At 72.8% G+C, this 24,754-nt stretch carries 21 protein-coding genes; 12 read left to right on the top strand and 9 right to left on the bottom strand.

The genetic code is table 11. From position 1 onward, the window contains the following. Positions 1-24 precede the first annotated feature (24 nt). Entirely contained in the window at positions 25-753 is a 729-nt protein-coding gene (locus IIE03_RS22225; protein ID WP_192864944.1) for an SDR family oxidoreductase, read from the top strand. A gap of 69 nt (positions 754-822) precedes the next feature. Here IIE03_RS22225 and IIE03_RS22220 read toward each other — a convergent pair whose 3' ends face one another. Further along, positions 823-1,509 carry an SDR family NAD(P)-dependent oxidoreductase gene (locus IIE03_RS22220; RefSeq protein WP_192864943.1) on the bottom strand — a complete coding sequence of 229 codons (687 nt, stop codon included), beginning with the start codon at positions 1,507-1,509 and terminating at the stop codon, positions 823-825. Positions 1,510-1,654: 145 nt separating this feature from the next. Here IIE03_RS22220 and IIE03_RS22215 point away from each other — a divergent pair, with 145 nt between their 5' ends. Next, positions 1,655-2,524 (top strand): helix-turn-helix domain-containing protein, encoded by an 870-nt coding sequence (locus IIE03_RS22215; RefSeq protein WP_192864942.1) that lies wholly within the window; start codon positions 1,655-1,657, stop codon positions 2,522-2,524. A gap of 80 nt (positions 2,525-2,604) precedes the next feature. Here the strand turns inward: IIE03_RS22215 and IIE03_RS22210 are convergent, their stop codons facing one another. The 5 genes from IIE03_RS22210 to IIE03_RS22190 form a co-directional block, all read right to left on the bottom strand. Then, positions 2,605-3,102 carry an SRPBCC family protein gene (locus tag IIE03_RS22210; protein WP_192864941.1) on the bottom strand — a complete coding sequence of 166 codons (498 nt, stop codon included), beginning with the start codon at positions 3,100-3,102 and terminating at the stop codon, positions 2,605-2,607. After that, a complete protein-coding gene (locus IIE03_RS22205; protein ID WP_192864940.1) occupies positions 3,099-3,461 on the bottom strand; it encodes a metalloregulator ArsR/SmtB family transcription factor in 363 nt (120 codons plus the stop codon). Before IIE03_RS22205 ends, IIE03_RS22210 begins: the two co-directional genes overlap by 4 nt. Before the next feature lie 21 nt (positions 3,462-3,482). Further along, complete coding sequence (locus IIE03_RS22200; RefSeq protein ID WP_192864939.1) at positions 3,483-5,123, bottom strand: hypothetical protein; 1,641 nt, start codon at positions 5,121-5,123, stop codon at positions 3,483-3,485. After that, positions 5,120-6,592: a polyprenol phosphomannose-dependent alpha 1,6 mannosyltransferase MptB gene (gene mptB, locus IIE03_RS22195; RefSeq protein WP_192864938.1), complete on the bottom strand. Its 1,473-nt coding sequence runs from the start codon at positions 6,590-6,592 to the stop codon at positions 5,120-5,122. Before mptB ends, IIE03_RS22200 begins: the two co-directional genes overlap by 4 nt. A 363-nt stretch (positions 6,593-6,955) precedes the next feature. Then, positions 6,956-7,468, bottom strand: a complete 513-nt coding sequence (locus IIE03_RS22190) for a DinB family protein (RefSeq protein ID WP_192864937.1) — start codon at positions 7,466-7,468, stop codon at positions 6,956-6,958. 219 nt (positions 7,469-7,687) lie between these two features. Here IIE03_RS22190 and IIE03_RS22185 point away from each other — a divergent pair, with 219 nt between their 5' ends. From IIE03_RS22185 to IIE03_RS22145, 9 genes are all read left to right on the top strand, one after another. Beyond that, positions 7,688-11,398 (top strand): family 43 glycosylhydrolase, encoded by a 3,711-nt coding sequence (locus IIE03_RS22185; protein WP_225998145.1) that lies wholly within the window; start codon positions 7,688-7,690, stop codon positions 11,396-11,398. Positions 11,399-11,498: 100 nt separating this feature from the next. Next, positions 11,499-12,722, top strand: a complete 1,224-nt coding sequence (locus tag IIE03_RS22180; RefSeq protein WP_192864936.1) for an ROK family transcriptional regulator — start codon at positions 11,499-11,501, stop codon at positions 12,720-12,722. Then, on the top strand, positions 12,719-13,606 hold the full coding sequence (locus tag IIE03_RS22175; protein ID WP_192864935.1) for an ABC transporter permease: 888 nt from the start codon (positions 12,719-12,721) through the stop codon (positions 13,604-13,606). Before IIE03_RS22180 ends, IIE03_RS22175 begins: the two co-directional genes overlap by 4 nt. Beyond that, positions 13,603-14,421 carry an ABC transporter ATP-binding protein gene (locus IIE03_RS22170; RefSeq protein WP_192864934.1) on the top strand — a complete coding sequence of 273 codons (819 nt, stop codon included), beginning with the start codon at positions 13,603-13,605 and terminating at the stop codon, positions 14,419-14,421. Before IIE03_RS22175 ends, IIE03_RS22170 begins: the two co-directional genes overlap by 4 nt. Positions 14,422-14,423: 2 nt before the next feature. After that, a complete protein-coding gene (locus IIE03_RS22165; protein WP_192864933.1) occupies positions 14,424-15,434 on the top strand; it encodes an aliphatic sulfonate ABC transporter substrate-binding protein in 1,011 nt (336 codons plus the stop codon). Beyond that, positions 15,431-16,963: a sulfatase-like hydrolase/transferase gene (locus IIE03_RS22160; protein WP_318843121.1), complete on the top strand. Its 1,533-nt coding sequence runs from the start codon at positions 15,431-15,433 to the stop codon at positions 16,961-16,963. The genes IIE03_RS22165 and IIE03_RS22160 overlap by 4 nt, the downstream gene beginning before the upstream one ends. After that, a complete protein-coding gene (locus IIE03_RS22155) occupies positions 16,960-18,456 on the top strand; it encodes a sulfatase family protein (RefSeq protein ID WP_192864931.1) in 1,497 nt (498 codons plus the stop codon). Before IIE03_RS22160 ends, IIE03_RS22155 begins: the two co-directional genes overlap by 4 nt. Further along, the gene (locus IIE03_RS22150) at positions 18,453-19,478 is read left to right on the top strand and encodes a formylglycine-generating enzyme family protein (protein ID WP_192864930.1); all 1,026 of its coding nucleotides are present in this window, start codon (positions 18,453-18,455) and stop codon (positions 19,476-19,478) included. Before IIE03_RS22155 ends, IIE03_RS22150 begins: the two co-directional genes overlap by 4 nt. Before the next feature lie 179 nt (positions 19,479-19,657). Further along, positions 19,658-19,807, top strand: a complete 150-nt coding sequence (locus tag IIE03_RS22145) for a hypothetical protein (RefSeq protein ID WP_192864929.1) — start codon at positions 19,658-19,660, stop codon at positions 19,805-19,807. A 52-nt stretch (positions 19,808-19,859) separates the two neighbouring features. Here the strand turns inward: IIE03_RS22145 and IIE03_RS22140 are convergent, their stop codons facing one another. From IIE03_RS22140 to IIE03_RS22130, 3 genes are all read right to left on the bottom strand, one after another. Next, positions 19,860-20,243, bottom strand: a complete 384-nt coding sequence (locus tag IIE03_RS22140) for a tautomerase family protein (protein ID WP_192864928.1) — start codon at positions 20,241-20,243, stop codon at positions 19,860-19,862. Positions 20,244-20,338: 95 nt separating this feature from the next. Then, positions 20,339-22,168: a glycoside hydrolase family 2 protein gene (locus tag IIE03_RS22135; RefSeq protein ID WP_192864927.1), complete on the bottom strand. Its 1,830-nt coding sequence runs from the start codon at positions 22,166-22,168 to the stop codon at positions 20,339-20,341. A 78-nt stretch (positions 22,169-22,246) separates the two neighbouring features. Further along, positions 22,247-23,266: a LacI family DNA-binding transcriptional regulator gene (locus IIE03_RS22130; protein ID WP_192864926.1), complete on the bottom strand. Its 1,020-nt coding sequence runs from the start codon at positions 23,264-23,266 to the stop codon at positions 22,247-22,249. 166 nt (positions 23,267-23,432) lie between these two features. Between IIE03_RS22130 and IIE03_RS22125 the strand changes: the two genes are divergently transcribed. Beyond that, the gene (locus tag IIE03_RS22125) at positions 23,433-24,752 is read left to right on the top strand and encodes an ABC transporter substrate-binding protein (protein ID WP_192864925.1); all 1,320 of its coding nucleotides are present in this window, start codon (positions 23,433-23,435) and stop codon (positions 24,750-24,752) included. Positions 24,753-24,754: the final 2 nt, after the last annotated feature.

Raw genomic sequence — 24,754 nt, 5'->3', positions numbered from 1 at the left:
ATGTCAGGTTTTACCGTGTCGGACATGGATATCACCAACTCGGTCGCCCTCGTCACCGGAGCCAACCGCGGCCTGGGCCGCGCCTTCGCGCAGCGCCTGCTCGAGCGGGGCGCAAGCAAGGTCTACGCCACCGCCCGCCGTCCCGAGACCGTGGACCTGCCCGGCGTGGAGGCGCTGGCCCTGGACGTCACCGACCCCGCGTCCGTGCGCGCCGCCGCCCAGGCGGCACCCGACGTCTCGCTGCTGGTCAACAACGCGGGCATCCAGACCGGCACCGGCCTGGTCACCGGCTCGCTCGAGGCCGTGCGCCACGAGCTGGAGACCAACATGTTCGGCAGCCTGGCCATGATCCGCGAGCTCGCGCCGGCGCTCGCCGCGAACGGCGGGGGCGCCGTCGTGAACGTCCTGTCGGCCATGTCGTGGTTCGGGGTCAACGGCGCCAACTCCTACCACATGACCAAGGCCGCCGCGTGGGCCATGACCAACGGTGTGCGCCTGGAACTCGCCGGACAGGGCACGCTCGTGACCGCGGTCCACCTGGGTCTGGCCGACACCGACATGTCCGCCGGGTGGGCGGTGGACAAGCTCGCGCCGTCGGACCTGGCCGACGCCGCGCTCGACGGCGTCGAGAAGGGCGCCGCCGAGGTCCTGGCCGACCAGTGGAGCCGGGACGTCAAGTCCCGACTGCCACTGGCCCCCGAGGAGTTCAACGCCGCGATGGACCGCGCCCTGGCGGCACTGACGGCAGGCTGAGCCTGCCTCGGGCCGGGCCGGCTCCGGTTGCGAGCCGCCCCGGCCCGGTTGCCCGGAGATCGGTCGTGCCTACCAGGCCAGGTCACCGTTCTCGTCCTGGAAGGTCCCCGTGGGTCCGTCCGCGTCGAGGGTCGCCAGGCGCACGACGATCCGGGCGCTCTCCTCGGGGGCGCGCCCGATGCCGAAGGCCGCGGTCATGTCGGTGGCGGTCGTTCCGGGCTCGACCGCGTTGAACTTGATGCCGGGGTGGGCCTTGGCGTACTGGATCGTGAGCATGGTGGCCGCCGCCTTGGACGCGGAGTAGAGGGCGAGCGGGAGGTGGTACTCGGGCCGGTCCGGATTGGTGACGGCCCAGAAGGATCCCGCGCTGCTCGAGACGGTCACCACCGTGGGGTTGGCCGACGTGCGCAGCAGGGGCAGCGCGGCCTCCGTGACACGCACGATCCCGACGGCGTTCGTGTCGAAGACCCGCAGCGCGGTCGGTCCGTCGAGGGCCTCGTTCCCGAGGATGCCGGCGTTGTTCACCAGCACGTCGAGGCGGCCCTCGGCCGCCTCGATCGTCGCGAGCGCGCCGGTCACCGACGCGTCGTCGGTCACATCGAGCCGCACGAACCGCGCGCCGAGCCCGGCGGCGGCCTTCTCGCCGCGCTCGGCGTCGCGCGCGCCGATGTAGACGGTGTGGCCGAGCTCGAGAAGCTGCCTGGCACTCTCGAAGCCGATGCCCTTGGTGGCCCCGGTGATCAGCGTGACGGTCATGCGTCTGCCCTTCGTCTCGAAATATGCGGCCCGGACGAGCCGTTGGGAACGCTATGCACCCACGCGCTTCGCACCCAGTGCCCCCTCCGGCCCGGGGTGTGGCAGGACCCCCTTCACGGGCGGCGAGACGCCGGGGGCCGGCCGCATGAGGAGGACGACGAATGCGCTGGGCACCTACCTGCGCGCACGACGCGAGCTGGTGACGCCGCGTCAGGTCGGCCTCCCCGACGCGGGCGTGCGGCGGGTTCCCGGCCTGCGGCGCGAGGAGGTCGCGATGCTCGCCGGCATCAGTGCCGACTACTACCTCCGGCTGGAACGCGGGCGCGATCGGAACCCTTCGGTCCAGGTGCTCGAGTCCATCGCCCGGGTCCTGCGGCTCGACGACGACCACTTCGCCCACCTGCTGACGCTCGTCGGGGAGGTACCCGGCCGGTACCGAGCCAGGTCCCGCGAGGAGACCCCGTCGGCCGGCGTGCTCAAGCTGCTGGGCTCACTCGCCCAGCCCGCCTTCATCGAGAACCGGTACTTCGACATCCTGGCCGCGAACCCGCCCGCGAGCGCCCTTGACCCCCGCCTCGTCAAGGGCGGCAACCAGCTGCGCGACCTGTTCCTCGACCCTTCCGTGCAGGCCCTGTACCCGGAGTGGAAGAGCGTCACGGAGTGCTTCGTCGCCAACCTGCGGCAGGTCGTGGGCAACGACGTCGACGACCCCCGCCTCGTCGCGCTCACCGACGAGCTCTCGCAGGCCAGCCCGTACTTCCGCGGGCTCTGGGCGCGGCACGAGGTACGGGGGCAACGCGGGACACCGATCCGGATCGACCACCCGCGGGTCGGGGAGCTGACGCTCAACCGCGAACGCCTGAGCATCGGCGGGGCCGAGGACCTGATGCTCGTCGTCCATCACCCCGACGCGGGATCCGGCGACGCGGCCAGGCTCGCCCTCCTGGCCTCCACCGAGGCGCCCGGGCTTCCTGCGTCCGCGGGACGAGCCGGCCGAGTCGCCGGCAGCCGGTGATCCGGTGTGCGTGGGCGCGGCTCCGGCACGCATGCGCGAGCTCGGCCCGACGACGGACGAACCACGCGCATGCCGTCGGGCTAGCGGCCTTGCCTTTCGAAGTACTCCCGCTGGGCGGGGAAGTAGTCGTCGAACCGTGGCAGTGGCGAGCCCGAGATCGACGCCACGAGCTGATCGAGGTAGAACTCCCAGCCGGGCCCGATCTCACCGATCGTGGCCGGGTCGACACGGTGCATGACGAAGCGCAGTTCAGTGCGTTCCCCGGTGCCGGTCAGATCGAGTGACAGGTCCCAGGAGCCGTTCTCGTCCATGGTCAGGACTCGCAGCCGCCGGGGTGCGTCGCATTCGGTGATCCTGACGTTCGCCCAGGGTGCGCTTTCCTCGAAGCCGAGCTGGAGTTTCACCGTCTCACCGATCGCGCCCGTGCCTTCCCACCGGCCGATCCAGCGCGCGGTGCGCTGAGGCTCGGTGACGGCGGCCCAGGCGTCCTGGATCGACCCTGGCAAGGTGCGGGTGAATGCGAGATCGTGTCCGTCGGCGGCGGGAACAAGCCGGCCGCTCGGGGTGGGGGTGGTCATGCTGTCTTCTCCTTGGGGTCGGATCCCGGTGCGGCCTGAGCGGCATGTCGTTCCCGTCGGGTCCTGGCGACCTCGGTCGCGAGCGCGTCGAGCCGCCCCGGCAGCGCGGGCCCGAGCAGGCGGTCGAGGTAGGCGGCTACCTCCCTCAGCGGTTCGGTGCGCAGCGCATAGACCCGGTGCCGGCCGACAGCGGTCGCCTCGATCACGCCGCAGTCCCGGAGGATCCTCAGGTGCTTGCTCACGGCGGGACGGCTGATCGCGAAGTGCTCGGCGATCGTGCCCGCCGACCGTGGCGCGGCATGGAGCAACTCCAGAATCTCCCGGCGCACCGGGTCGGCGATCGCTCTGGCTCCCTGCATCCACGAAGCGTAACCGATCGGTTACGCATTTTCGAGCGATCCTCGTGATCGGCCCGCGCCGACGCCCACGCCCGCGCCCACCGGCGCCGGTGCGCTGCCCGGGTTCTCCGGCCCCGCGGCGCGGAGCGTGCGCATCGTGGCCCAGGTCGCGGCAAGCGTGCCGCAGACCCCCAGCACACCCGCCGCGGTCGCGATCGCCGTCGGCTCCGCGTAGAGGCCAGGCTGCGCCGGGGTGGTCAGTTCCGCGAAAAGCCAGCTGACGAGGTCTCCGATCGCGACCGCCGCCCACAGCGGCACGAGCAGCCGTGGCCGCCATGCGAGCCCGGCGGCCACGGCGAGGAACACCGGAAGCGCCACGGGGAGCAGATAGCGCGGGTACATCCCGCCGCTCGCGGCCGTGTACAGCACCTGCGCGGTCACCGAGGTGGTGACGGCCGCCCAGGGCAGGAGGGCGACCAGCAGCCGGTCCGCGGGATGTGCGTCGTCGGCCACGGGGGCGCCGCCGGCGATTCGCGGAGCGACGGCGCCGGGCCGGTCCGGCGCGCCGGGACGTGCGCCCCGCGTCGTCCGGCGACCGGCCGTCCCGCGACCGGTCGCCCCGGGCCGTGCGGGACGCCACCCGGACCACCACGGCCCACCTCGTCGCACCCGGACCAGCAGGCCGATGATCAGCGGCGCCCAGACCAGCAGGATCGCCGTCACCGTCAGGGTCGTCGCGGAGTACGGCGTCGTCGGGGGGACGCGGCCGGCCCACCAGAAGAAGTCGGGCAGGCGGGCCCAGGTGACCGGGTCGAGCGCGACCTGCCACACGGGCCGCACCTCGCGGACCTGGTTGGCCAGCGCCCAGTCGAAGTGCGAGCCGGGGATGTTCCCGGTGAGCGCCACGTTGCGGGCGTAGAACCAGCCGGCGGCCGCCAGGGCCGTCGCCGGGCCGCCGATCGCGAGCCCGAGCACCGGGCCCCACCGGCCCCGGCCCTGCGCCGCCCGCACCGAGCCCGCCAGCACGGCGAAGGCGCCGATGACGACGGCGATGAGCGCGGCGGACAGCCGGGACAGCGCGGAGGCCGCCGCCAGCAGGCTCAGGAGCACGACGAGCCGCGTGTCCAGTCCGCGGCGGATCGCCGTCGCGCCCACGCCGAACATCGTGGTCACGCAGAGCGTGGCGACCAGGTCGTTGAAGGCGTTCCCTCCGGCGTGCGCGACGGCGGCGGCGAGGCCCGCCACGAGCGCCACGAGCTGCGGCAGCACGCTTCCCGGGCGGCAGATCCGGCTCGCGCTCCACCAGCACGCGAGCACGAACACGCCGGCCAGCAGCATGTTCACCGCGCGGGCGGCGTACACCGCGGCGGCGGGGTGGCCGGCGTCGACCAGCGGCCCGACGAGCCACGACACGAGCAGGTAGAACAGCGGCGGATGCTGGGCGGTCCACTGCACGGGAGGCAGCACGGCCCGGTCGGGCCGGAACTCGAGCCCCTCCTCGAAGACGGGGAGCTCGCCGTGCCACACCTGGTAGGCGTAGTCCATGTGCGGGGGCTCGTCGCCGGTGACGTAGGGCGGGTCCGTGAGCAGGACGGTCAGCGACAGCAGGATCGCGCAGAGGGCCGCCGCGCCGACCGCGGCGCGTCGCGGGCGGGCCACGAGGCGTGCGAGGGCGTGTCTCATGCGATCGTGACGAGGTCGGCCTCGGCGATGTTGCGGATGCGTTCCCGGCCGTGCCGCGTCAGCAGCAGCACAGTCATCAGGCCGGCGACGGACATCGCTCCCACCATGATGACCAGGTAGGCGCCGTGCAGCGACGAATCCAGCGGTGCGACCAGCCCGGTGAGCACCGAGACGGCGACCACCGCCATGGTGCCAGCGCGCGGCAACCGGAGCGGCGCGAGGAACGGCACCAGCCAGAGGAAGTACCACAGGTGCACCACGGGACTGAGCAGCAGCGAGGCGCCGACGAGCAGGGCCGCCCCACGCACCCCGTCCGCAGGGTCCCCGGTGCGCCGGCGCAGAGCGATCCACGCGGAGAGCGCGAGCAGGGCGGCCATCGCGAGCGCCCGGATCAGGTCCCGGAACGTGTCCGGCTCCAGGCCGGTCCCGAGAATCCCGGCCACCCAGTCGAGCCCGCGGCCGAGCAGGGTCGGCGGCGAGAGCAGCGTGTCGATGCTGGCCGGGACGCTCAGCGCCTCGATCCAGCCGACCCCGAGACCCCACAGTACGCCGGTCCCGACCAGCGTCCCGATCGAGACGGCGGCGACCAGCGCCAGGCGGCGCAGACGGTCGACGAGCAGCGCGCCGACGGGGAGCGACACCAGCACGACCAGCACGCAGATCAGTCCGCCGGGGAGCTTCACGGCGGCGGCCAGTCCGCCGAGCACGGCCCCGGCGAACCAGCTGTGCTCGACGGCGGCCACCAGCGCGGCGGCCATCAGGCCGACCATCAGCAGGTCGTTGTGCAGCCCGCCGACGCCGTTGGCCATCATCAGCGGCGAGACGAGGACGACGGCGGAGGCCAGGGCCGGGTTGACGCCCGTCCACCGGGCCATCCTCGGCACGGCCCAGGCCAGCAGCACGAGTCCGATCAGCGCCACCATCCGGTGCCCCACCACGAGCACCCACGGGTTGCCCGTCAGGCTCGCCCCGAGCTCCCCGAAGATCAGCGGCAGCGGGCCGTAGGGGGCGGGCGTCCCCAACCAGCGGGGGTCGACGGCCTCCTCGATCGGCCCCGCGAGCACGCCCGGCCCGAACTCGTACGGCGACAGCCCGATGTGCCCGAGCATCCCCTGCGCGGCGTACGACCAGCCGTCGCGCGAGAACAGCGGCGGGGCCACGAGCAGGGGCAGGGACCAGAGCACCGTGGCCCGCCGGACCAGCGCCAGGGCCACCGTCCACTGCGCCCCCTCGGCGCCGGCGACCGCCCGGCACAGCGCGAGCCACCCGGCGGCGAGCAGGCCCAGCCCGAGCAGCACGACGCACAGCCCCACCATCCGGCCCGCGGTGTGCGCGCGCAGGGCGGCCAGCGGGCCACCGTCCAGGATCGGCGCGGAGTCGGGCAGTGCGGAGACCACCAATCCTCCGAGCAGGACCAGCACGCTTCCGACGACGCCTCGGGTCAGCACGCCCGAAGGATGGGTCAGCACGCTCGAAACATAGGGCCGGGCCGGTACGCGATGCTGACGTCGGCGCCAACACCACACCAACGCTACGTGTCCGGACCGCGAACACATGCTGACAGGTGCCGGCACAGTGCCGACGACCCGGAGCCGGCCGCGCAGAAGCATCGCGCGCTTCGCGTGCCGGACCGCGCCCTGCGCGGCCAGGACTCGGAGGCCACCGACAAGGCCGACCCCGCGATGCTGCCGCGCTACGCGGTGCGGTCGCTCGTGCACGGCTGTACGAGCCTGGCGCTGGAGGGCGCGCTCGACGACGGCGTCACGGACCCTCCGGCCGGCGACCTGCTCGCCGCGATGCTCGGCTGCTCGACGTCCGCCCTCGGCGATCGTCTACTCCGGCATCCTGACGTCGGTGGCGTTCCGGCGGATGTCCTGGGCGTGGTGGACCAGTTCGTGCACGGTGTGCGAGGCGACCCACTCGAGGGTGCGCAGCGCCGGTTCCGGGTAGTTGTAGGACATCGTGCGTGACCAGTCCGCCTCGTCGAGCAGGCTGAAGGTCCGTGCCAGCCATGCGGCGGCGTCACGGGTCTGACGCGCGAGGTCCGCGACGTCGAGACCGTCGTACTCGCCCCACTCGACGCGCTCGTCCCGGCCCATGCGCGGCGGGTGCGGGGCATCGCGCAGACGGGCGTCGAGGACCCGCTCGCGCTGGACCACGAGCATGTCCCGGACGTGCGCGGCGTACTCGACGGCGCTCCAGCGTCGGGGCTCGGGCCGCGCGTCCGGTCGGTCCGCCGCCTCCAGCGCGCCGGCCACCGACTCGGCTCCGGCGAGGACGACATCGACGGCGTTCGCTCGGCCGGTCGACCCGTAGTCGTAGCCACACTCGGCGCATCGGTCCATACCGCTCACGCTACCGGTGCAGCTCGCGCGATCAGACGATGAACCCCGGCATCCGCGACCGCCGTCGGCCCGTCTTTCTGCCGGGTTCTTGACGGAAAAATGCGCCCGTCGTCGGATGGGCGGCGGGCCGTGACGCTCCCCGCGACGACGCGGTGCACGGGCGGACGGCTCCCGCCGCGTGGCGTGCGCGGCGACTTCGACAGCGAAGGGGCTGAATCGATGAGATGGCGACGAACAGCACTGCCGGGAGCCGCCCTGACGGCGGCCGCGCTCCTGGGAGCGGGCCTGCTGCCCGCCCAGGCCGCCGGCACCGCGGAGGTGCCGGCCACCACGGAGGTGCCGGCCACCACGCAGGCCTCCGGCACCACGGCGGCGGTCACCGCCGCCACCCAGGCGCGGCCGGCGTCCGCTGCCGCCGGCCCGGCCTCCGAGCCCGCGACCCCGGACCCCGAGCACACCAACCCCGTCACCGAGGGCGTCGTGGACACCTTCCCCGACCCGGCGATGATCCGCGGCAAGGACGGCGCCTGGTACGCGTACGGCACGCAGAACCCGATCTTCCACAGCCGCGGCGAGGCCGGGGAGCACATCCTGCCCATCCTGCGGACCACGGACCTCGTCACGTACGAGTACGTCGGGGACGTGATCGAACCCGACGCCGTCCCCGCGACGTGGCGGGACAACTCCCGCGCCTGGGCGCCCGACATCCGGTACGTCGACGGCGAGTACCACCTCACCTACGGCCTGTCGACCGGCGGCGTGGCGCTCGCGACGGCGCCCACGCCGACCGGCCCGTGGACGCACCACGACGAACTGCTCGTCCCGCCCGCGCCCGTGGACGGCTGCCCCACGGGGAACATCGACCAGGCGATGTTCACCGACACCGACGGCACCCGCTACCTCTACTGGGGCAGCTACGACGTCATCTGCGTGTCCGCACTGACCGCGGACGGCACCGCGCTGACCGGTCCCGTCACCCAGGTGGCGCAGGGCCGGCGCATGGAGGGCGCGTTCGTCGTGCACCGCGACGGCTACTACTACCTGATGTACTCCGACGCCGGCTGCTGCGACGGCGCGTTCAGCGGTTACTCGGTCAAGGCGGGCCGCGGCACGAGCCCGCTCGGCCCGTTCGTCGACGACGCCGGCGTGGACCTGATGAGCCGCTCGAGCAAGGGCGGATTCGTGGTCACTCCGAACGGGAACGGGTTCACGGGAGTGGGGCACCACGCCGTGCAGACCGACCTGTCCGGACAGGACTGGCTCGTGTACCACGGCATCTCTACCGCCGACCCGGACTTCCCGCCCATCCGGACCCGCGCCGGCGAGCTGCGGCTCTCGGAGCGGCCCATGATGATCGACCGCCTCGACTGGATCGACGGCTGGCCGGTCGTGAACGCGGGCGCCGGGCCGAGCCTCTCCGCCGACGCGGCGCCGGTCACGACAGGGCCCGTCGACGACGACCTGAGCTCCGGCACGGCCGCGTGGCGGCGCCACGGCCCCGTCACGACGGGCGAGGAGGACGACCCCGGAACCTTCGCCCGGCTGCGCGACGGCGCCACGCTCGTCTCCCGCGCGCGGCTCTCCGGCGACCAGCGGGTCCGGGCCGACGTACGGATCCCCGCCGACGGCGGAGCCGTGGGACTGCGCGCCGGAGTGCGCGGCCCGAACGGCGCCACGGCGTGGGTCGACGACGACGCCCGCGTCCTGCGTGTCGAGGTACGGCACGGCCGGCGCACCGAGCGCTCCGCCACGCCGCTGCCGTCGTCGTTCGACGCGAGCACCTGGAAGGTCCTCACGATCGACTGGGTGGGCACGCGGGTGACCGCGACGCTCTCCGGCGACGACCTCATCGCGCCGCTGGCCGTGGCCGGCGTGACCGCGCCGCGCTCCGCGAGGCCGGACGGCGCGGTCGGCGTCGTGGCCCGGGGAGCCGCGGACGCCGACAACATCGGCGCGGCGCCCGCGGCCCGGCCCGTCATCGAGCGGGTGCCCGACCCGGAGCCGGGGGAGCTGCTGCCGGCACACTCGGACGAGTTCGACGGCGAGGGCATGCCGGGCACCGAGGCCGCCGACGCCGGGGACTCCGGCTGGTCCTGGGTCCGCCGGCCCGACGCCGGGCCGAGCCAGGAGGGCGGCGAACTCGTGTGGCCCACCCAGGCCGCGGAGCTGCACACGGGCAACAACACCGCCTCCGTGCTGCTGCGCGACGCGCCCCGCCAGGACTTCCTCGTGGAGACGAAGCTGACGTTCGACGGCACGCGCGCCGCCCAGCAGGCCGGCCTGGTGCTGTACGAGCACGACGACCGGTACCTCAAGCTCACCCACTCCGTCCTGCCGCTCAACCGCAAGGCGGGCCAGTTCCTGCACCAGACCGAGTTCGGCAAGGAGGCGGAGCGCCCCACCACCACGCCACCGGTCGCCGTCGCGAACGGCCCGATGTTCGGGGCGGCCCCGGCGACCACGACGTGGTTGCGTCTGTACTCCCGGCTCGACGAGGCGAACGAGGAGCACGACGTGCGCATGGCCTCCAGCACCGACGGCGAGCACTGGCAGTGGGGCGGCACGTGGTCCCTCCCGGCACGCGGCGACCTGCGCATCGGCCTGGTCTCCATGAACGCCACCGGAGCGACCGCCCGCTTCGACCACCTGCGCACCTACGCCATGGGCGGCGAACCCGCGGCGTATCCCCGCAGCCGGCCCGCCGTCATGCCGTACGGCTCGGCCGACGGCCGCGACGAGCTCGCGCTCGGACCGCACCACTCGCGGATCCTGGACCTCGAGCTGCGACCGCAGGACGAGGAACTCGGCCGCGTGTGGCTGCGCGACACCTACGTCAACCGGTTCGAGGTCGACGGGGAGTCCCTGTACGTGGCGACGGGAACCACTCGCGCCGCCGGACTCGACAAGGCCGCCCCCTGGAACGACGGCATCTACGTGTGGACGGCACCATCGCTCGACGGACCCTGGACCCTCGCGGACACCACCGGGATCCGCCCCGGGCAGCCGCGCGGCAAGGTCTGGTCGCCGGAGTTCGCGGGGGAGAACCGGCCCGGCCGCACGGTGGTCGCGCCCTGGCAGGAGTACTGGCACGACGACGGCCGGTTCGGCAAGCGCGGGAACGTGTGGGCCCCGGAGATCCACCACTTCCGAGGAAAGTGGTACGTCGTCGCCACCATGGGGGACCACTCGCGGAAGGTCGGCTCGTTCATGCTGGTGAGCGACGGCGGCGTCGAGGGCCCGTACCGCCTGGTCGAGGGCAACCACGACAAGCCCTTCGGCGACCCGTTCACCGGCGGGCCCGGGTTCATCGAGCCGGGCGCCTACCACCACATCGACGGCAGCCTCTACACAGAGGGTGACGACGCCTGGCTGGTACTGCACAACGACCTGTACGCGAAGTTCCGCGACGACATGGAGGACATCGTCCCGGTCACGGACCTGCCGGCCTTCCAGCAGCGAAAATACGAGCCCGAGCCCTACCTCGAGGGCGCCTACGTCATGAAGGCGGGGGAGAAGTACTACCTGATGCACGCGGCATGGGCGAACCGGACCGGCTCCGCGACGGATCCCGACGGCCCGAGCTGGTCCTACCTGGCCGGCACCGGCCCGAAGGACCAGTACGACGCCGTCGTCGCGGTCGCCGACCACTTCGAGGGGCCGTACTCCGCCCGCTGGACGCTCGGCGTCGGGGCGGGCCACAACAATCTCTTCACGGACGAGGACGGCGGCCTGTGGGCGACGTTCTTCCGCAACCCGGCGAACGGCTACTGGTCGGCGCCCGAGCGCGCCGGCGACGCCGCCGTGCCCGGCATCGTCCGCCTCGAACGGGCGGGGCCGACCGGGACCATGCTCTACGTCGAGCGGCCGGAGACCGAGCCGGGCGCAGGGCCGGGCACCGAGCCGGACGCGGCGGCGAGCGGCGGCTCCTGACCCCGCCGTGCACGCGCTTTCCGTCGCGGCTCCGGCAGAACGAGAGAATCTTTCTGCCGGGCCGTTGACGGAAAAATTCGGCGTCCCTAGCGTCGTCGTCATGTCGACGACGACCGGTGTCCACGCGATGGTGCGGCGCACGCACGAAGGGCGGGTCCTGTCCGCCCTTCGTGCGTTCGGCGCGCTCAGCCGCGCCGAGCTCGCCGAGCGGGTCGGACTCTCCCGGACCACCCTCTCGGAGATCACCGCGACCCTGGTCAAGCGGGGCGCCGTCGTCGTCGTCGACACGGACGCGGCGCTGCGCCGCGGCAGCGGCCGCCCGGCCGAGCGGCTCGCGCTCGACCCCGCGGCCGGCCAGTTCCTCGGCGTCGACTTCGGGCACCGCCGCGTCCAGGTCGCCGTCGCCGACGCCTCGCACGAGATCATCGCCTCCGGCGTCGAGCGGTACGACGACGGCACCGGCTGGACCGACCGCATCGCCGCCGCCCTCGGCCTCGTCGACCGCCTCGCGCGCGAGCACGGCCTGCACTTCGGCGCGCTCCAGGCCGTCGGCATCGGCGTGCCCGGCCCCTACACCCGGGCCGGCGCGGGCGGCGCCCACATCACCTGGAAGCAGCACACCGCGCCCGACGGCGTCGACGCCGCGTTCGCCGAGCGATTCGGCTCGCCCGTCATGGTCGACAACAACACCCGGCTCGCGGCGCTCGCGGAGGCCGTCTCCCGCCCGGAGCCGCTGAGCGACCTCGTCTACGTGCGGCTGTCCGACGGCGTCGGGGGCGGCCTCGTGGTGGCCGGACGCCTGGTCACGGGGGCCCGTGGGTTCGCCGGCGAGCTCGGGCACGTGACCGCGGACCCTGCCGGGGCCGAGTGCCGCTGCGGCAAGCGCGGCTGCCTGGAGACCGTGGCCTCCGTCCCCGCGATCCTCACGGCCTGCCGCGCCCGGGGCGCCGGCACCGACTCGCTCGACGACCTCGCCGCCGCCGTCGCGAAGCACGATCCCGTCGTCGACGCCGTGCTGCGCGACGCCGGATCGGCGCTCGGCCGGGTGCTCGGCGCCGCGGCGATGGCGCTCGACCCCGACGAGGTCGTCGTCGGCGGCGAGATCGTGCATGTGGCGCCCGTCGTCGTCGAGCAGGCCGCCGCCACCCTCCGCTACGAGATGTACGCCATCCCCGCGGCCGAGCCGATCCGCGTCCGCGCCGGCCGGCTGCGGGACAGCGACGGCGCCCTCGGGGCGCTGACCGCGACCTTCCACGAGTCACCCCTCCTCGCCGGGTACCCCGAGACCACGGCCGAGGAAGAACCGCAAAGGAGCGCACCGTGACCGCCTCGACACCCCGCCTCGCGAGAAACGGGCCGCCGCCGGGCGCCCCGGCGGCGGCCGCCGCGGGGCCCCGATCCGGACGGGACACCGGAGCCGCCGGACAGCCCGGACCAGGCCGCCCGACCCGCCGCAGGCCTCCCGCGCGCACGCTGCTGCTCGTGCTCAACGCCTGCTCGATCGTCGCCGGCGTGGCGATCTGGTGGATCCTGTCCCTGAACGGCTTCCAGTTCCCGACCCCGCCGGAGGTCGTCGAGAAGGCGGTCCAGCTCGGGCGGGACGGGCTCCTGCGGCAGGACGTCCTCGCCAGCCTCGGACGCGTCCTGACGGGATTCCTGCTCGGCTCCGCCGCGGCGATCCCGGTCGGGTTCCTCATGGGCTGGTACACCGTGGCGCGCGGCCTGTTCGAGCCGTGGATCCAGTTCTTCCGCACCATCCCGCCGCTGGCGCTGCTGCCACTCGTGCTGGTGCTCATGGGCATCGGCGAGCTGCCCAAGGTGTTCGTCATCTTCCTCGCCGCGTTCCTGGCCTGCGTCATCTCGACCTACCAGGGCGTCGTCAGCGTGGACCGGACGCTCATCAACGCCGCCCGCGTGCTCGGCGCCAAGGACGGCACGATCTTCGTCCGCGTCGTCGTCCCCGCCTCGACGCCGTTCATCCTCGTCGGCATGCGCGTCGGGCTCGGCTCGGCGTGGGCGACGCTCGTCGCCGCCGAGCTGCTGGCCGCACAGGTCGGTCTCGGCTACCGCATGCAGCAGGCACAGCTCTACTACGACCTCGCGACGATCTTCGTCGGCATCATCCTCATCGGCGTCCTCGGCCTGGTGATGGACCGGCTGCTGCTCCTCGCGGAGTCCAGGCTCACCGGATGGCAGGAGCGACGATGACCACCACGACACCCACCCCGGCACCCGCCGCGACGGCGAAGATCTCCGTCCAGGAGGTCAGCAAGACGTTCCCGCTCCGCGGCGAGGACTTCGTCGCCCTCGACCGGGTCTCGCTCGACATCGCGGACAACGAGTTCGTGACCGTCGTCGGTCCTTCCGGCTGCGGCAAGTCCACCCTCATGAACGTCCTCGCCGGCCTGGAGGAACCGACGTCCGGCCGGGCGCTCGTGGACGGCAAGGACGTCGCCGGACCAGGCCCCGACCGGGGCGTCATCTTCCAGCAGTACGCGCTGTTCCCGTGGCTCACCGTGCGCAAGAACGTCGAGTTCGGGCTCAAGGTCGCGGGCCTGCCCGCCGCCGAGCGGCGCGAGCGCGCCGAGCACTTCATCCGGCTCGTCGGCCTGGACCAGTTCGCCGACGCGCTGCCCAAGATGCTCTCGGGCGGTATGAAGCAGCGCTGCGCGATCGCCCGCGCGTACGCCGTCGACCCGTCGATCCTGCTCATGGACGAGCCGTTCGGCGCCCTCGACGCCCTCACCCGGGTCACTCTCCAGGAACAGCTCCTGGAGACCTGGAGCCGCGAGAAGCGCACCGTCATGTTCATCACCCACGACGTCGACGAGGCCGTGTTCCTCGCCAACCGGGTCGTGGTCATGGCCGCCCGTCCGGGCCGCATCTACGACGTCGTCGACGTCGGCCTGCCGTACCCGCGCACGGAGGAGGTGCGGCTCAGCCCCGAGTTCGCCCGCCTGCGCAACCGCGTGTGGCACTCCGTCTACCACCAGACCCCAGCCCTGAACGCTCAGGAAGGATGATCATGCGTCTCACCGGTTCCCTCGGCGCCGCCGTCGTCGCCGTCTCCCTCGCGGCGGCCACCGCCGCCTGCTCCACCGACAGCGGCGCCGCGTCCGGCGACGACGGGCCCGTCGCCGTCGACTTCGGCTACATCCCCGACTTCAACGGCACGAGCCTGCTCGCGATCGCCGAGGACCAGGGCCTGTGGGAGAAACACGGCGTCGAGGTCACGACGTCGTCGTTCACCAACGGCCCGTTGCAGATCCAGGCCCTCGGCACCGGCGACCTCGACTTCGGGTACATCGGCCCCGGCGCGTTCTGGCTGCCGGCCTCCGGCCAGGCCAAGATCGTCGCGATGAACACGCTCGGCCAGGCCGACCGCGTCGTCGGCCAGCCCGGCAACGAGGCCATGGAGGACCTGCGGGGCAAGACCGTCGCCGTGCCCGAGGGCACCTCGGGCGACATGATCCTCACTCTCGCGCTGAGGGACGCGGGCATGACGCGGGACGACATCGAGGTCGTGCCGATGGAGCCCGCGGCGATCGTCGCCGCTCTGTCCTCCGGGCAGGTCGACGGCGCGGGCCTGTGGTATCCGGCGCTCGCGACGGTCAAGGAGCAGGTGCCGGACCTCGTGGAGATCGCGGAGAACAGCGACTTCGAGGACGAGATCGCGTTCCCGACGGCGTTCGTCGCCGGCAACGACGTCGTCGCGAACGAGCAGGAGAAGGTCGACCGGGTGATCGCCGCGCTGCGCGAGGCGATCACGTACCGCGCCGCGAACATGGACGAGACGATCGAGCTCACCGCCGAGTTCAACGACCTCGACCCGGCCGACGTCGCGGCGGACGCCGCGAACGTCCAGGTGCTCACGCTGGAGGAGCTCGACGCACTCACCGAGGACGGCAGCGTGGACACGTGGCTGACCGGGATGGTCGACTACTTCGTCGACGCCGGCCAGCTGTCCGACCCGGTCGAGCCGGGCGAGTTCTACACGGCGGACCAGTTCCTCTCCGCGGGGCAGGGGGCGCGGTGACCGGGGCCGCGGGCGACGGGCCGGACCGGCCGAGGAACATCCTCTTCCTGATGACCGACCAGCATCGCGTGGACACGCTCGGGGCCTACGGGAACCCGCACGCGGCCACGCCCGTCCTGGACGGCCTGGCACGCACGGGCACGCGGTTCGACCGGTGGTACACGCCGACGGCGATCTGCACGCCCGCGCGGGCGAGCCTGCTGACGGGCCAGGCGCCGTTCCGTCACCGCGTGCTCGCCAACCACGAGCGCAACGTCGGGTACCTGGAGGACGTCGCCGAGGGGACGTTCACGTTCGTCGAGGCACTACGGGGCGCCGGATACAACACCGGCCTCGTGGGCAAGTGGCACGCGGGCACCGAGAAGGCCGCGGCCGACTTCGGGTTCGACGGGCCGGACCTGCCCGGCTGGCACAACCCGGTGGAGAACAAGGACTACCTGACGTACCTGTCCGAGAACGACCTGCCGCCGTACGAGATCAGCGACCGCATCCGCGGCACGCTCCCGAACGGCGGGCCGGGCAACCTGCTCGCCGCCAGGCTCCACCAGCCGGTGGAGGCGACGTTCGAGCACTACCTCGCGACACGCACCATCGAACTCCTCGAGCGGTACGCGGACGAGTACCGCTCGGGGGAGCGGCCGTTCTTCCTCGAGCTCAGCTTCTTCGGCCCGCACCTGCCCTACATCCTCCCCGACGAGTACTTCGACCTGATCGACCCCGCCGACGTCCAGCTGCCGCGCTCCATCGCCGAGACCTTCGCCGGCAAACCGCCCGTGCAGCGCAACTACAGCGCCCACTGGACGTTCGACACCATGCCCCTCGACGTGACGCGCAAGCTCATCGCCGTCTACTGGGGCTACGTCGCGCTCATCGACCGGCAGATCGGGCGGGTCATGCGGGCGCTGGAGCGGCTCGGGCTGACGGACGACACGGCCGTGTTCTTCACCTGCGACCACGGCGAGTTCACCGGCGCCCATCGGCTGCACGACAAGGGCCCGGCGATGTACGAGGACATCTACCGCACGCCCGGGATCCTGCGGGTTCCGGGCGGCCTGGAGGGGCAGGTGCGCACCGAGTTCGTCAGTCTGCTCGACTGCACCGCCACGATCCTCGAGCTGGCCGGCCTCGACCCGGCGCCCGCCGTCGACTCCCGCAGCCTGCTCCCGCTGGCCCGCGGGCAGGACGTGGCGTGGGCGGACGACATCGTCTGCGAGTTCCACGGACACCACTTCCCGTACCCCCAGCGGATGCTGCGCGACGAGCGGTACAAGCTCGTGGTCAACCCCGACTCCACCAACGAGCTGTACGACCTGCACACCGACCCGGACGAGCTGCTGAACGTCTACGAGCACCCCGAGACCGGGGAGGTCCGGCGCCGGATGCTGCGCCGCCTGTACCAGGTGCTGCGCGAGCGGGGCGACAACTTCTACCACTGGATGACGACGATGTACGAGGTGGGGGAGGTCGACTTCGACCCAACCCAGTCCGGGCTGGACGAGACCACCTACCGGACGGGAGCGACGCCGTGAGCGGCGCCTCCGACGGTTCCGGCGCCGCGTCCGCCCGCCGCCCGAACATCGTCCTGATCCTCACCGACGACCACGCCGCCCACGCGATCGGCGCCTACGGGTCGGTCGTCAACACCACCCCGCGGATCGACGAGATCGCCGCGCGCGGCGTCCGCTTCGACCGGTGCTACGTCACCAACTCGCTGTGCACGCCGAGCCGGGCCTCGATCCTGACCGGTACGTACAGTCACGTGAACGGCGTGACGACGCTGTCCACCCCCATGGACGCGAGCCTGCCGACGTTCGTGTCCCGGCTGCGGGAGTCCGGGTACCGGACGGCGGTCGTCGGCAAGTGGCACCTCGGCCACGGCGAGGGCCACGACCCGCAGGGGTTCGACTACTGGGACGTGCTCATCGACCAGGGCGAGTACCACGACCCCACGTTCCGCTCGCCATCGGGCACCCGCACCGAGAGCGGCTACGCGACCGACGTCATCACCGACCTCGCCCTGCGCTGGGCCGGCTCCCTGGACGGCGACGCGCCCTGGTGCCTGCTGATCAACCACAAGGCGCCCCACCGCCCCTGGGAGCCGGACGCGAAGCACGCGGACCTGTACACCGACCCCGTCCCCGTACCGGGCACGTTCACCGACGACCTGGCCGGCCGGTCGTCGTCGGCCCGGCGCGCCGCGATGCGGATCGCCGACGACCTGACCGCCGAGGACCTCAAGACCGACCCGCCCGAGGGGCTGGCCGCCGACGAGCTCGCGTTGTGGAAGTACCAGCGGTACATGGAGGACTACCTGCGCTGCGTGGCGTCGGTGGACGACAACGTCGGCCGCGTGACCGACTGGCTCGCCGCGCGCGGCCGGCTGGACGACACTCTTCTCATGTACTCCTCGGACCAGGGATTCTTCCTGGGCGACCACGGCTGGTTCGACAAGCGACTGATGTACGAGGAGTCGATCCGGATGCCGCTGGTGCTCAGCTACCCGGCCCGCGTACCGGGCGGGCGCACGCACGACGGCATCGTGACCAACGTGGACTTCGCCCGCACCATCCTCGACGCCGCCGGCGTGGACGCCCACCCGGACATGCAGGGCCGCAGCTTCTGGGGCGACCTCGTGGCCACCCCGGCCGGGCCCCGGCCGCCGGCACCCGGCCTGTACTACCGGTACTGGGAACACGACGACGCCAACCACCGGGCGCCCGCCCACTACGGGTACCGCGACGACCGGTACAAGCTGATCTACTACTACAACGACGGACTCGGGCTCCCCGGCACGGGCCACCGCACCTACCCGGGGGAGTGGGAGCTGTACGACCTCCGGACCGACCCCGACGAAGTGCGCAACGTCGCCCACGACCCCGCCTACGCCGACGTGCGCGCCCGCCTGGAGGTCGCGCTGTGGGAGGCGCAGGCCGCCGTCGGCGACCGGCCGCACCCCGGCCAGCCGCTGCCCGCGGGCCTCGGCGCCGGACCGACCGCACCACCCGGGGAACCGGAACCATGAGCGCGGAGCCCCGTGTCCCCCGGCCGCGGGATCCCGCCGACGACCTGGTGCGGATCGAGGGCGGGACGTTCCGCAGGGGATCGGAGGCGTTCTACCCGGAGGAGGGGCCGGTGACGCCGGTGACCGTCGGGCCGTTCGAGATCGGCCGGTACGCGGTGACCAACCGGCAGTTCGCCGCGTTCGTGGCCGCGACGGGGTATGTGACGACGGCGGAGCGGGACCTGGACCCGGCCGACTTCCCGGGTGCGGACCCGGCGGCGCTCGTGCCCGGCTCGCTGGTGTTCACCCCGACCGCGGGTCCGGTGGACCTGGGCGACTGGCGGCAGTGGTGGCGGTGGGGCCCGGGGGCGAGCTGGCGCCACCCGCGCGGTCCCGGGTCCTCGATCGAGGGCCTGGACGAGCATCCCGTGGTCCAGGTGTCGCTCCTGGACGCCACCGCGTACGCGCAGTGGGCGGGCCTGCGGCTGCCCACCGAGGCCGAGTGGGAGTTCGCCGCGCGCGGCGGCCTGGACGGGGCGACGTTCGCCTGGGGCGAGGAACCCAACGACGGCACCCGCGCCAACACGTGGCAGGGGCGCTTCCCCTACCTCAACACCGGTGCGGGCTCGGGCGGGTGGGCCGGCACGGCGCCCGTGGGCTCGTTCCCGCCGGGCGGCTTCGGCCTGCACGAGATGACCGGCAACGTCTGGGAGTGGACGTCGAGCACGTGGACGGACCGGCACGAGGAGCCGGGCACGTCACCGGCGCGGGAGGCGGCGGGGGCGATGGAGCACGCCTGCACCTGCGGCTGCAGCCCGGACCCCGGCGCGCGGCCCTCCGGCGCGGACGGCGCCGCGCGGCCCTCCGGCGAGGACGACGGCGTACGCCCCGGCGGCGCCGGGCCGGCCGAGTCGCGCCGGGTGCTCAAGGGGGGCTCCCACCTGTGCGCCCCCGAGTACTGCCTGCGCTACCGCCCCGCCGCCCGCTCCCCCCAGACGCCCGACACCGCCACCACCCACATCGGTTTCCGCTGTGCCCGGTGACGGTGCCCGGTGACGGCGCGGGCGGCCGCGCTCCGGCGCCCGGCGGACGCGGTCGAGCGTCCGTCAGGCACCACGCCTACGTGGGCGAGATGTCCCGGAGGTGTGAGTGGGTGGGAATAGTGCGAGTGTCAAGAGAGAGCGCGACGCGCCCAGCGTCGCCGCGATCGAGGAGGTGAGGTATGCCGTCCTGGCTCATCCTGATCATCATCGGCGTGGTTCTCGTCGTCCTGGGGATCGCCACCGAGATCGGCCAGTTCCTGATCTGGATCGGTGTGATCGTTCTCGTGATCAGCCTGATCCTCGGCCTGGTCCGCCGTAACCGGACCTAGCCCGTCGCACCACGAGGCCGTCCGGGACTTCCGGTCGGCGGGAGGGCTGGGGTCATACCTCGACGCGATACGTCAGGTCGAGTTCGTCGGCCGGTGTGCCGCGGATGCCCCAGTTCTCGCGAGGGCTCTCCAGGATGACGATCTCCAGGTCGTCCGACGGCAGGCCCAGCGCGGGGGCGACGTCGTCGTACATGGCGCGGATCAGGGCGCGCTTCGCCTCGCGGCTGCGCCCGGTGAAGCAGACGATCTCCAGGACCAGGTAGGCCTCCGAGCGCGGGGCGACCAGGTCGCCGTCGTCCAGCAGGAGGAACCGGTGGAACCGCTTGTCCTCCGGGATGCCCCACGCGCCGACCAGGGCGCGCTGCACCGCGTCGGAGAGCTCGGCTCGCCGCTCTCCCCAGACGGACCGGTTGCCGTACACCTTGACGTTGACCATGCCCGGACTCTAGCGACCCCTTCGGGTCCGACCGGCAGGGTCCGGACCGGGACGGCGAGTGCCGCGACCGCGGCGCGCACGGCCGACGGGGCGCGCTACGACTCACCCCGCACGATGGACCGCAGGACCGCCACGGGCAGCTTCGGCTTGCGACCGGCGTCCACGAGCCCGTTGGCCTCCTGCAGGGTGTCGGTGAGCTGCGTGTAGCAGATGCCGGCCAGGCCCCGGGCGGCGTACAGGGCGCCGAACAGGTCCCGGATCCGCCGCTCGAAGTCCTCGGCGGAATCGGCGACCGCGTAGCCCCAGGTATCGATGGCGGAGTCCGGCGCCCAGGTCACGCCGCCGAACTCGGTGACCATGACCGGCTTGTCCGCCACCTCGGCCGGCAGCAGCGCGACCCTCCGTCCGGCGGGCCCGATCGACGCAGGCAGCGCCGCGAGTGCCTCCGGGGTGGCGTAGCGCGGCTCGAGCTCCGCCCGGGTGGTCGTGTAGTCGTGCACGGTCAGCAGGTCGGAGCGGGTGTGCTCCCAGCCGTCGTTGGAGATCACCGGTCGCGTCGGGTCGATGGCCTTGGTCAGGTGGTACATCGCCCGGGTGAGGTGCTGCTGCGCCGGGTCGTGGGCCACCTGCTGGACGCCCCAGCTCTCGTTGACGGGAACCCACGTCACGACGCTCGGGTGCGAGCGGTCCCGGGCGACGACGTCCACCCACTCGCGCACGGTGCGCTCGATCGCGCGGCGGCTGAACGCGAACGGCGCGGCGAACTCGCCCCAGACCAGCAGACCGAGTCGGTCGGCCCAGTAGAGGAAGCGCGGGTCCTCGACCTTCTGGTGCACGCGGGCGGCGTTGAACCCGAGGTCCTTGATGAGCTGGACCTCCTCGCGCAGCGCCTGGGTGTCCGGTGCCGCGAGATGGGACTGCGGCCAGTAGCCCTGCTCGAGCACCGAGCGCACGTAGTACGGGCGGTCGTTGAGCAGGAAGCGGCCGCCGGCCTCGCCGACCGAGCGCAGGCCCAGGTAGGAGGAGACGCGGTCGACGACGGCGCCTCCGGCGTCGGACACGACGACCTCCGCCCCGAGCAGGGTGGGCTGCTCCGGAGTCCACAGCAGTTCCTCGTACGCCTGCCCGTTGGTCTGCCGGTGCAGCCGGATCGTGGACGCCACCTCGCCGTCGTCGACGTCGAACGACTGCTGGGCCAGCGGTTCGCCGTCGTGGGTGATGGTGACGTCGACCCGCGTTCCCGGGGCCGGCCTGCGGGACAGGCGGACCTCCAGCTCCACGGTGGCCCGCGGCACGTCCGAGGTCCAGTCGCACCGTACGAGCGCGGTGCGGGGGACCGCCTCGAGCCACACGGGCTGCCAGATGCCGGTGGTGCGGTGGTACCAGATCGAGTGGGGCTCGTCGCGCCAGTCCTGCTTGCCGCGGGGCTGGGTGACGTCGCGGGGGTCGTCCTGCGCGCGGACCACGAGCGTGAACTCCTCGCGCCCGGCGATCTCGGGGGGGATCTCGAAGGCGAACGGTGTCTGCCCGCCCTCGTGCGTGCCGAGGAGCATGCCGTCCGCCCAGACCTGGGCGTCGTGGTCGACGGCGCCGAACCGCACCATGAGCACCTCGCCCTGGGTGCCCAGACCCGCGGCGAGGGCGTCGGCGCGGGTGACCGTGCGCCGGTACCAGACGACGTCGTGGGGACGGGTGTCGCCGACGCCGGACAACTCGGACTCGGGCGGGTAGGGCACCCGGATGCGCAGGGGCAGGGGTTTCCGGCCGGAGCTCGGCGACGTGCCGCCCGGGAGGCCGGCGGCGTCGGGGTCGCCCAGGGCGAACTCCCACTCGCCGCACAGGTCTCGCCATCGCGGGCGGACGAGCTGGGGTCGCGGGTAGGTGCCGTCGGCTTCGGTGGTGCTCATCGTCGAGGTCTCACGCATGGCATGAGGATGACTCAGATCTACAGCGCTGTAAAGCCGCGCCGGCAACTCGAGGTGCCGACCGGCGCGGGGGAGGGGTCAGGCCGGCGGCGCCGAGGCGCGGGCGTGCACGGAGTGCGGCACGATCCGATGCCGCCCGACCCCGGTCACCCCGTTCATCCGCTCGGAGAGCAGGTCGAAGGCGACTCGTGCGAGCTCGTGCTTGTCGGGCGCCAAGGAGCTGAGCGCGGGCCACGTCCACTCGGCGAGAGCCGAGTCGTCCCAGCCGACGACGGCGACGTCGTCCGGCACGGAGGCGCCGTGCTCGCGCAGCGCCGCCAGGGCGCCCGCGGCGAAACGGTCGTCGCGGCAGACCAGCGCGTCGAACTCCGGGCCGTCGGTGAGGGCGCCCCGCACCGCCTCGGCGGCGTCCTCCGGCGCGAAGCCGCCGACCGTGAGCATCCGCCGGGGGTCGAGCGGCAGCCCCGCGCGGATCAGCGCCTCCTGGTACCCGAGCAGGCGACGGTTGTTCGTCATGGTGATGTCGCCCTCGACCATGCCGAGGAACCCGATCCGCGTGCGGCCGCCCGCGAGCAGGTGGTCGGTGACGTCGGCAGCAGCCCTGACGTTGTCGATCATGACGTGGTCGGTGGTGACCGGCGCCTCGACCTCGCCGAGCAGCACGAGCGGCAGGTCGCGGTGGAGCCGCGCGATCTCGAGCGTGGCGATCCGCACCGGCTGGAAGATGACGCCGTCGACCAGCCCGGCCTCGCGGTCGCGCAGCACCGCGCGTTCGGCGGCCTCGTCGCCGAGCGTCTGCTCGATGATGACGCGGTACCCCCGGGACGAGGCGATCTCGGCGACGTGTCGCGCCAGCTCACCGAAGTACGGGTGGTCGATCTCCGGCATGGCGAGCGCGATCATCCCGGTCTTGCCGGTGGCGAGCCGGCGCGCGGTGAGGTTCGGGCGGTAGCCGAGCTCGTCGATCGCGAGCTGCACCCGCGCCCGCGTCTCCGGCTGCACGTGCGCGTAGCCGTTGACGACGTTGGACACGGTCTTCATCGAGACGCCGGCGCGCTCCGCGACGTCCACCAGTCGTACTCGGCCATTGCTCGCCATCGCCGCCTCCACGTCACTCTCGTCGCGCCGTCGCGCTGTCGCGTCGCACCGATCGTAGTGCGCCGCCCCTCCTTCCGGGCGGGCCCTCGACAACAGTGTTACAGCGCTGTACATTCCTGGGCGAGAGCAACACGCTCATCCGTTTTCGATGAGGAGGACGACAGTGATGACGAAGCATCTCTCGCGACGGGGCGCCGCCCGCACCCTGACCGGCACGGCCGTCGTGGCCCTGGGCGCCCTCGCCCTGTCCGCGTGCTCGAGCGGCGGCGCCGCCCAGCGGGAAGCCGCGGAGTTCAGTGCGACCTATGACGGCCCGGCCGTGACCCTCAGTTACTGGAACGGCTTCACCGGCGGGGACGGGCCCTTCATGCAGGGCCTCGTCGACCGGTTCAACGAGGAGCACGACAACATCACCGTCGAGTCGAACACGGTCGAGTGGGCGGAGTTCTACCAGAAGCTCCCGGCCGCGGTGACGGCCGGCGAAGGGCCCGACGTCGGCGTCATGCACGTCGAGCAGCTGTCGTCGAACGCGGCGCGCGGCGTCATCGACCCCGTCGACCCGCTTCTCGACGGCCTCGGCCTGACCGCGGACGACTTCACCAGCGCCATCTGGGACGCCATCGAGCACGACGGCGCGCGCTACGGCGTCCCCCTGGACGTCCACTCGCTGGCGATGTACTACAACACCGAGCACTTCGAGGATGCGGGCATCGCCGAGGCGCCGACCGACGCCGAGTCCTTCGCCGAGGCGCTCGACGCACTGCAGGAGGCCGGGTACGAGCATCCCTTCTGGATGCCGGCGCGCTGGCCCGGACACCTGATGTTCCTGTCCGGGCAGTGGCAGGGCGGTGGTGAGCCGTACGCCGCGGACGGGTCGGCCGCGACCTTCGACTCCCCCGAGGGGGTGGCCTCCCTGGAATGGATGCGCTCGGTCGTCGACGACGGCTACAGCCCGGGCGACGTGGCCCAGGACGCGCAGTACGTGGCGTTCAAGAACGGCGAGACGTCGATCACGTTCGACGGGATCTGGCAGATCAACGACCTCGAGGAGTCGGGCCTGCCCTACGCGGCGGCTCCGGTGCCCGCCGTCCTCGGCGAGCCGGCCGTCTGGGCGAGCTCCCACCAGTTCTTCCTCCCGCACCAGCAGTCCCCGGACGCGGACAAGGTCGCCGCGGCCCAGGTGTTCATCGCCTGGATGAGCGAGCACTCCGGCGACTGGGCACAGGCGGGGATGATCCCGGCACGCGAGTCGGTGCGCACGTCGGGCGTGCTGGACGGCACGGTCCAGGAGCCGATCGCCGAGGCCATCGACACGATGCGGTTCCTCCCGCCCGTGCCGGGCCTGGGCACCATCCAGTCGGAGACCCTGGAGGTCGCGGTGGCCGACGGCGTGCTCGGCGTGCGGTCGCCCGAGGCCGCGCTGTCCGAGGAGAGCGGGCGTGCGACGTCGCTCATGGAAGAGAACCTGGCCCGGTTCGGCGGCTGACG

This window comes from Myceligenerans pegani, from assembly GCF_014892515.1.
GTDB classification, from domain to species: Bacteria; Actinomycetota; Actinomycetes; order Actinomycetales; family Cellulomonadaceae; genus Myceligenerans; species Myceligenerans pegani.
The sequence above is the reverse complement of the archived record's forward strand: the minus strand, read 5'-3'. Positions and strand labels throughout refer to the sequence as shown.